At 36.2% G+C, this 8039-nt stretch carries 6 protein-coding genes; 5 read left to right on the top strand and 1 reads right to left on the bottom strand.

Features of this window, described 5'->3' with window-relative positions; all coding sequences use genetic code 11:
• Positions 1–243 precede the first annotated feature (243 nt).
• Positions 244–1125: a UTP--glucose-1-phosphate uridylyltransferase GalU gene (gene galU, locus TCA2_RS25755; protein ID WP_047914468.1), complete on the top strand. Its 882-nt coding sequence runs from the start codon at positions 244–246 to the stop codon at positions 1123–1125.
• A 70-nt stretch (positions 1126–1195) separates the two neighbouring features.
• On the opposite strand, the gene TCA2_RS25750 is transcribed toward galU, so the two are convergent.
• Positions 1196–3664, bottom strand: a complete 2469-nt coding sequence (locus TCA2_RS25750) for an O-antigen ligase family protein (protein WP_047914467.1) — start codon at positions 3662–3664, stop codon at positions 1196–1198.
• 97 nt (positions 3665–3761) lie between these two features.
• On the opposite strand from TCA2_RS25750, the gene TCA2_RS25745 reads away from it, so the two are divergent.
• The 4 genes from TCA2_RS25745 to TCA2_RS25730 are packed head-to-tail and all read left to right on the top strand — an operon-like array spanning position 3762 to position 8035.
• Positions 3762–4538, top strand: a complete 777-nt coding sequence (locus TCA2_RS25745; RefSeq protein ID WP_238546514.1) for an ABC transporter permease — start codon at positions 3762–3764, stop codon at positions 4536–4538.
• Positions 4539–4548: 10 nt separating this feature from the next.
• Complete coding sequence (locus TCA2_RS25740) at positions 4549–5307, top strand: ABC transporter ATP-binding protein (protein WP_047914466.1); 759 nt, start codon at positions 4549–4551, stop codon at positions 5305–5307.
• A complete protein-coding gene (locus tag TCA2_RS25735) occupies positions 5304–5774 on the top strand; it encodes a hypothetical protein (RefSeq protein WP_047914465.1) in 471 nt (156 codons plus the stop codon). The genes TCA2_RS25740 and TCA2_RS25735 overlap by 4 nt, the downstream gene beginning before the upstream one ends.
• Positions 5775–5830: 56 nt before the next feature.
• Positions 5831–8035 (top strand): methyltransferase domain-containing protein, encoded by a 2205-nt coding sequence (locus tag TCA2_RS25730; RefSeq protein WP_047914464.1) that lies wholly within the window; start codon positions 5831–5833, stop codon positions 8033–8035.
• Positions 8036–8039 lie beyond the last annotated feature (4 nt).

Here is an 8039-nt window from a genome sequence, read left to right as displayed (position 1 = left end):
CAATGAAGAGGGTGGCTCTTTTTGCTAGCTTTGATAGTGAAATATTTATTGTGTGAACAACATTATGTAGAGATATTAATGCTATCAAATTCCATCAAAATGCCATCAAATGAAAAGTTCCAAGTATTAATTCATTCCATACTCGTTGTTGTATTTATGAGTTATGAATTTGATTCTTATTAGAGAATTTTCCAGTTCATTCCGTTATAATGAATTTATACTAGTATGAAGGAGAATTATGGAATGAAGATTCGGAAAGCAATCATACCTGCAGCTGGTTTAGGCACCCGGTTTTTGCCAGCGACCAAAGCAATGCCCAAGGAAATGCTGCCGATCGTAGACAAGCCTACGATCCAATACATAATAGAAGAGGCGGTAGCCTCCGGAATAGAAGATATTATTATCGTGACAGGTAAAGGAAAACGAGCGATTGAGGACCATTTTGATAACTATTTTGAACTGGAGCATAACCTGGCATCAAAACAAAAATGGGGGTTGCTTGAAGAAGTTCGTAAATCTTCTGAGATGGCAGATATTCATTATATTAGACAAAAGGAACCTAAGGGACTCGGGCACGCAATCTGGTGTGCTCGTAAGTTTATAGGAAATGAGCCGTTTGCCGTATTACTTGGAGATGATATTGTTGAATCGGATCCGCCTTGTTTGCAGCAGATGATGGGTATATATGAGCAGCATGAACAGCCTGTAGTAGGAGTTCAACCCGTTCCGTGGGAACAAGTATCGAGATATGGAATTATAGAAGGAAATCAAATCGAAGATAGAGTATATACTGCCAATAATTTAGTAGAGAAACCACCGGTAGGAAGCACCCCATCTAATCTGGCAATTATGGGGCGTTATATTTTAACACCAGATATATTCAATATCCTTGAGAATCAACATACGGGCGTGAATGGCGAAATCCAGCTGACGGATGCGATTGCAACACTTGGTTCCAGCAGAGACATTTTGGCATACCATTTCGATGGAACTCGTCATGATGTCGGAGAGAAGTTAGGGTTTATCCAAACCACTCTTCATTATGCGATGCAGCGTGAAGAGCTTCGTGAAGGATTAAGTGAATATCTGAAGGAGCTCTTGAGCTCTTATCGGACTTTGAAATAAGCAAGGATTATCGATCTAAAAAAGCAGCGAGCTGAAGACAATTCTTCAACTCGCTGCTTTGTTTGTATTGCTAGAAATTTAAAGAGGCTAACTGATCGATTTGCTCATCTGCTTCAGGCTGAATTCCAATTAACTGATTGTAGACCTGCTCGTCGGTTTGGCCTGCTCTTTGTAATGCTGCCAGATACCACCGGGCTAGTTCTTGATTGGCAGGGTCATTCATATCTTCTGTCAAACCTTGCTTAAGGGTAGCTGCGGCTTCAGCCGATTGATTCTTCATAAATTGTATCTTACCTGCATTCAGAGCTATAGCGGGTGTGATTTCAAATGCACGCCCTTGGAGCTGTCCTTCAGGCAGTGTCTTCAGATGCTCGATACCCTCTACTACATGCTGGTAAGCTTGTAATCCTGCTGCGAAGTATTCGTCCTTCTTCGCTGTATCCTGATTGCCAAGAGCTTGGTAACCATATTCGAAGGCTTGGCTGATCAGCGTCTCGTACCAATCAATATCCCAAGCAAAGTTGGCGGCTTTTTCTTCCTGAATAGCAAATGCTTGCTCATTCTCCCCTTTTGTCTGGAGAAGAGAAATCTTGCGTTTTAGCATATTTTTATTATAAGGCTCCTCTTCAAGCCCGTTGTTAATCCATGCCATTGCCTCATTGTAATACTGTTCATCCTGAGTCTGTGTATAGACCTGCTGGTAGATCTCTGCCATCAGCAGCAAGGAATCCGGGTGAGTGTCTCGGATGGACAGGTCCTTATCCAGCGCTGTCTTGATTTCATTAAAATCCTGACTTGTCTGAACGACTAGCTGTGCATCGACAGCAGCGTAGCTGGACTGCAGATAACGAACCGAAGTAAATAGTACAAAGATAGACAGAATACCTACAGCCCCGACATATAGGTAACGAATACCTGCTCCTTTGAAGCTGAGCTTCTTCAGGGGCTTATTATCCATAACCGCGGCCATACCGCCAAACCCGAGAAAGACGAGCATACCTATAAATGCATAACTCATATTAAAGTCTAGAATACTATGAACCAGGATTGAGAATGTAATGATAAAATACAGGAAATGGGACTCTCTGTCTTGCTCCGACTGACGAATGTACCCTCTGATATATTTCCAGATAATAAAGATCATAAAGGCCATAAAAATAATGAATCCTAGAATACCGACCTCTACGAGATATTGCATGAAAAAGTTGTGCGCTTGGCGACTCGTGTACGGGTTATTCTGGTACGTTTCATATAAAGCCGCCCAAGCTCCACCGCCGGCTCCAATGATTGGATAGTCGGCTAGCAGCTTCAGTGCATCCCGATAGAACGTAAATCGCTCGAGCACACTGTGCTGGTTAAAGTTGATGTTCTCCAAACGAACTTGAATGCTGTCGGGCAAAATGTTTTTGAGACTCGTAAACAGAAGCAGCAGAGCTGCAATAATGGCAACAATGGAAGATCCGATGGGAATCCATAGGCTCGATAATTTGCGATCAGACCAGCGCTGTACTCCGTTTGTCAGGCGGGTAGCAGCGTAGCTCTGAATAAACCAGGCAAGAACTGCCACAGTAATAGATGCGACAATCAGGTAAATCCAGCCGTTTAAAGCTGTAGATGCTGAGTATTGTTCATGCAATGCCAGACCTGCAGAAGTAATAGGATTTAGTACAATTACCGTCGCTGCGCCCGCTATGAGACAGTATATGATCCATAAAATTTGTTTTGCAGGCTTGAGGAACAGTAATAACACAACAAAAACAACCGGTAGAAGGACAAGACCTGTTCTTGACAAAGTCAGCATAATGGAGACAATGATCGGAACAAGCATAAATCCATGAGTTAACTGACCGTACCATTTTTTAGATCTAACTAAGCTAAAGATAGCTGCAAAGAGCAGAGCCATGAGAAAAGCTGCATATGTATTAGCATACTGGAATACTGAGGTAAGCCTTGGCCCGTTAGAATCTACCATCACGGCATCGATGTATTTTCCATTTTGTACAGCGCTCGTAAACCATCCGACAAGATTCGCTGCCAGATTCGACCCTCCCAGCCAGTTCAATAGACCAAATCCGACAATAACATATGAAATACCCAAAATTGCCAAATGTATGATATGATTGATTTGTTTGCTTTGGAGAATATACACTCCAATGGCAAATACAACCGCATAAATGCATTGAATGAGTACCATGTTCGTTGCAAGATAGTGGGAGGCTGCCGATATAAGAGAGATGACATAAGTTAATGGAAGCAATAGGACAGCGACAAGCAGCCAATCTCGTTGTGTCTCCAGCTTAATTTCTTTGTAATAGCTGGCGATCCATAGGAACATTAAGAGAGTTGAGATGAGTACTGCCCAATAGATTGGCTTCTCGAAATTTAACATTTGTCCGTTGAACAGGGCGATCTGGAACGGAGCCCAGAACAAAAATAAGATGAAGCCAATGACTAGAATCCATCGTGTGACACTGATTTGGTTCTTCGGATCAATACCGCTCGATGGCTTAGCGGATTTACCGTATACTGGATTCGACAAGGTAGAATTCTCCTTTTCTAGTAGATACGACAATTATTTTATCATATCTTATTGAGAATTTCCTTTAAACGTGAATCTAATAAAGGAGTAACTGATCTTGAAAACATATTTTGAGAACTTTATGAAATATAGAGAGCTGTTAATACAGTTAGTTATAAGAGACATAAAAGTAAAATATAAGAACTCCGTACTTGGAATGCTATGGAGCTTACTTCATCCAACACTAATTATGATCATTATGACTATTGTGTTTTCGCAACTATTTAAGTTTAATATTGATAATTTTCCTGTCTATTTGTTAAGTGGTAACATAATATTTAATTTTTTTTCCCTAGCATCTTCATCAGCGATGAATTCAATTATGGCGAATGCTTCTTTGATGGGAAAAGTGTATATACCTAAATATATATTTCCTATTTCTAAAATTTGTTTTGAATTTGTGAACATGTTGATTTCCATGATTGCATTAATTTTAGTTATATTTATCACAAAGGTTCCGATAGATGAAACTGTTTTTCTTAGCTTTATACCGTTAGCATATATTTTTATTTTTTCTTTAGGGATCGGTCTACTATTATCAAGTGTTGCTGTTTTTTTCAGGGATACAATTCATTTATATAGTGTATTACTAACAGCGTGGATGTATCTAACGCCATTGTTTTATCCAATTGATATAATCCCAGAAAAGTATATTTTACTTATATATTTAAATCCCCTGTATTATTTTGTTGAATGTTTCAGATCAACTGTTTTATATATGGAGGTACCATCAATAGAGTTAAATCTAGTTTGTATTGGCTATTCTCTTACGTCTTTAGTTTTAGGACTGCTTATTTTCTACAGAAAACAAGATAAATTTATATTATATGTCTGATGGAGGAATAATGACTAATTTAGATTATGCTATTGAAGTTAATGATGTGTCGATGTGTTTTAGAATGACTACAGAGAAAATATCTTCATTAAAAGAATATTTAATAAAAATAGCTAAACAAAACGTAACCTATAAGGAATTTTGGGCTCTCAGCAGCATTGATTTTAAAGTGAGAAAAGGAGAAGTTTTTGGAATTCTAGGTTTAAACGGTGCTGGTAAAAGTACGTTGTTAAAGCTGATTAGCGGTGTGATGAAGCCTACAAAAGGTAGTGTGAATATAAGAGGAAGCATGGCTCCGTTAATTGAATTAGGAGCCGGTTTTGATCCTGAACTCTCTGCTAGAGAAAATATATTCTTAAACGGTGCTGTTCTGGGGCACAGCAAAAAAAAAATGGAGAATCTGTACGACCAAATTGTGGACTTTGCGGAATTGGAAGAGTTTATGGAAGTCCCTGTTAAAAATTTTTCATCAGGAATGTATGCTAGGCTTGGATTTGCGATAGCAACCTCTGTTAGTCCTGATATTTTAATCGTAGATGAGATATTAAGTGTAGGAGATTATAAATTCAGAAAAAAGTGCGAAAAAAGAATAGAGGATATGATAAAAAATAGCACCACCATTCTGATGGTTTCTCATGATATTGATCAAATGGCTAGCATTTGTAGTAACGGAATTATGTTAGAAAAGGGAAATATGGTTTGTAGTGGAACTATTTCTGAAGTATTGGCACATTATCAAAGTAATGAAATAAACAAGGTGGGAATATGAACAGAGGAATTAATAACATACTGTGCTTATTACTAGTAATATTAGTTTCTTTTACGGGGTTCTCAATCCATGAATATAGGTTATCACCTGATTTTTTCAGAATAGAAGATTTAGGCTCATTATCGAATAAAACCCATCTGAATGTTGATCAAATTTCATTTGAATCAGAAAAAATAGTTATAAAAGGATGGGCGGTTTTAGTGGGAAAACCGAGTGATGAGACAAATTTAAGTATTATATTGGTGGACAAGGAAAATCCCGATAACTATAAGATATTTAAGCCTGAAATGTTAAAGAGGGTTGATGTAACAGAACATTTTAATGATGGTTTCAACTATGATTCCTCAGGATTTGAAATAGTGGTTTCAAAAAGAGAATTATTGGAAGGGATATATAGAATTGGTGTTCAAATAAGTACAGATAGTACTAAGTATCAACTTATAGGAAAAGAAAATATAACGATATAGTCAGATAATATAATCTTTACATTACGAAAAAATTAATGGAAATAAGAGGGGTAGTTATGAAAAGTTTTATTCCATCTGTAGAAGTGTGGGATGAGGTCGCAAAAACATATGATTTAGAAATTAGTGGTCCTGAATATAATCTCGCTCAGGAAATCAACAAGATTATTAAAGGGATTTCTGAAACGAATAAACAACTTAAACTTTTAGAGCTAGGATCAGGGAGCGGCCATCTTTCAGCGGTATTAGCAAAAGAAGGATATAGCGTGACTCTGCTAGACTTTAGCACCAATGCTTTAGAGGTTGCTAAAAATACTTTTGAACAATTAAACCTTCAGGGTGAATATATTTATGGAGACCTTTTGGATTACTCGTTCAGTAATGATCAAGATTATGATATTGCTTGGAATAGCGGAGTAATGGAACATTTTGATGAGTACAGCTTATCAAATGCACTAAATAATATTAAGAATATTAATGCTAAATATTACATTTTTATCGTTCCGAATCCTGAGTCTTTTCCATATATTTTATTTAGGTATAAAACAATGTCTGCAGGAGAGTGGATATGGGGAAAAGAATTCCTGCGTAATAATTATGATGAAATATTAGAAAAAGTAGGTTACAAAATCATTGATGAAAAATTCCTTGGGGCTGCTCTTTCAGAACAGCATCTAAAGTACATACTTGGTGAAAAGTATGAACTTCCTTTTAGCGATATGATAGAGTTTAATATAATTCCAAATAGCGAATGTTATCTAAAGGCGTATATAGTAACGAAGAATGAAATGATGCCAAAGAAATTGGTGGAAACTCCAACAATAGATATTGAACAATTAAAAACAGAAATTTTCGACTTGAATAGTAGGATAAATCATTTAAAAATTCTGAATAAAGAAATTAAAGGTAATGAATACTTTTATATCCAAGAGAGAGATAATCTTCTCTTAAAGTTTAATTCTGAGTTAGAAGATAAGAAAAAAATGGTGAATCATATGAGTTCACTCGAGATGCTTAACACTGAACTTGAGGATAAGGTACTATCATTAGAATTAAAATTAGAAAGTATAAAAGAAATGAATCAACAGACTTCGATAGACCTAGTTAATCAATTGAATGTTATTAAAACTGAAAACTCGAATATAATCGAAAAAAATCAACTGATTCTGGAGCAACAGCGGCTCGAATTTCAAAATCAAATTGATAGTATTAGAGATCAGATAATTAAAACATCTAATACTAAGCCTTACCGATTAGCCTATTCTCTTAGGAGATTGAAACATCAGTTTATTAAAGGTAATTATTCACAGAAGAAAGAATTCATCAAATGGAATTTAGATAAAATCAAAGGCAAACCTAGTGGCCAAAACCTTGAATACAATTTACTGCATCGAATTTCTAATAGTCTTCATGTTCCAATTATAAACGGAAGTTCCAATAATATAATGAATCAAGTTAATAAGGATAAAGTTCTGAAAACGAAAAAAAGTATATTCATCTTTGCAACTGTGCCTTACTATGATATTGGAGGCGGACAGAGAAGTGCTCAATTAACCAAGACCTTCGATAAGATGGGATATATCGTACATTATATCTATGCATTTGAAGCTTCTGATGGTAGCAAGAGGGCTAATTTATTTATTCCCGCAGTATCACATGAGTTTATTGAAAACTACTCGTGTGAGGATCTTGTTAAGAACTTAACAGAACAGAACGTTTTTATATTTGAAGCTCCCATTAAAAAGTTTGAAGAATTCCTCAGTGTTGCAAAGAAGTATAATGCCGCTGTTATATACGAGCATATAGACAATTGGGAAACTTCATTAGGTTCTAATCTATTTAGTGCAGATACCTATATGAAATTTATTATCGAATCGAATTGTGTTTTAGCAACAAGCAAGCTGTTAAAAGAGAAAATGGAAATTTATATAAGTGAAAATATTCATCTTATTAATAAAGATATAGATGTGAAGTATTTGCCAAATGCAGTAGATAGTGATTTGTTTGAACAGCTAATTGAGTATACAGTTCCATCTGATCTAATAATTGGCAAAAAAACCTTGCTTTATTATGGTTCTCTTTGGGGAGAATGGTTTGACTGGGATATTATTACGTATATTGCGTTAAACAGACCAGATTATCAAATAAATTTGATTGGTGATTTTGAACCTATTGAACACATAAGGAGAACAATGCCCAATAATGTGCATTTCTTAGGGTTTAAAAAAACAGACAGACTTACCTGCATATCTAGAACATTGTGATGTA

Origin of the sequence: Paenibacillus sp. TCA20, assembly GCF_000732325.1 — a bacterium.
Taxonomy (GTDB): domain Bacteria; phylum Bacillota; class Bacilli; order Paenibacillales; family Paenibacillaceae; genus Paenibacillus; species Paenibacillus urinalis.
Note: the sequence above shows the minus strand (reverse complement) of the source record. Positions and strands in the feature narration are given on the sequence as shown.

Coding starts and splice junctions, on each gene's coding strand:
- galU (WP_047914468.1), top strand. CDS start 244: ATGAAGATTCGGAAAGCAATCATACCTGCAGCTGGTTTAGGCACCCGG.
- TCA2_RS25740 (WP_047914466.1), top strand. CDS start 4,549: ATGACTAATTTAGATTATGCTATTGAAGTTAATGATGTGTCGATGTGT.
- TCA2_RS25735 (WP_047914465.1), top strand. CDS start 5,304: ATGAACAGAGGAATTAATAACATACTGTGCTTATTACTAGTAATATTA.
- TCA2_RS25730 (WP_047914464.1), top strand. CDS start 5,831: ATGAAAAGTTTTATTCCATCTGTAGAAGTGTGGGATGAGGTCGCAAAA.